Source organism: Variovorax sp. dw_954, assembly GCF_018449755.1.
GTDB lineage: Bacteria > Pseudomonadota > Gammaproteobacteria > Burkholderiales > Burkholderiaceae_C > Variovorax.
The window spans coordinates 1-883 of record NZ_JAAVVD010000089.1; the positions used below are offsets into that span (position 1 = coordinate 1).

Annotated in this window: 1 protein-coding gene; it reads left to right on the top strand. The window is 69.0% G+C overall.

The window, feature by feature from the left end; translation table 11 throughout:
* Nucleotides 1-883 (top strand): IS701 family transposase (locus HB681_RS37615; RefSeq protein ID WP_213959985.1); only part of this gene is annotated, 883 nt, incomplete at both ends.

The following is an 883-nucleotide window of genomic DNA, read 5'->3' on the forward strand; positions in this document are numbered from 1 at the left end:
ACTGGCCTGCGCGGCGGCCAGCATTCCGGTGGCGTGGCAGCTGTACCTCCCCCAGGAATGGGCCGACGACCCGCCTCGACGCGAGAAGGCGGGTGTGCCCGAAGCGCTCGAGTTCGCCACCAAGCCTCGGATCGCGCTGCAGCAGATCGAACACTTGCTGGCCCAGGGGGCGCCCAGGCACTGCGTGTTGGCGGACGCGGGTTACGGCGTGGACACGGCGTTTCGCGAGCGCCTGGACGAGCTTGGTTTGTCCTACGTGGTGGGTGTGACCGGCAGCGTCACCGTTTGGCCGCCCGGGCACGAACCCTTGCCGCCCCGGCCTTACAGCGGCAGAGGCCGCGTCCCACGGCGACTGCGCCGCGGCGACGCCAACGCCCCCGGGCACCGCCCCCGCACGGTCAAGGACGTGGCCTTCGACATCGATCCCGACGACTGGGAAGAAATCACCTGGCGCGAGGGCACGAACGCCGCGCTGCGCTCGTACTTCGCCCGCGTGCGCGTCCGTGCTGCGCACCGCGACGAGCTGCGCAGCGAGCTGCGCGCGCCGCAATGGCTGCTGATCGAGTGGCCCGAGGGCCACGAAGAGCCGCTGAAGTACTGGTTGTCCACGCTGCCCGAGGATACGCCGCTGCAGCGCATGGTCTACGAGGCCAAGATGCGCTGGCGCATCGAGCGTGACTATCAGGATCTCAAGCAGGACCTGGGGCTGGGACAGTACGAGGGCCGTGGCTGGCGCGGCTTTCATCACCACGCCAGTCTCAGCATCGCCGCCTACGGCTTCCTGCTGGCGCAGCGGCTGCAGCACCCCGACGAGGTCGGGGGTAAAAAAAACTCCGCACGCCAAGCGCCTGCCCTACCCACGCATTACAAACCTCGGGGAAGC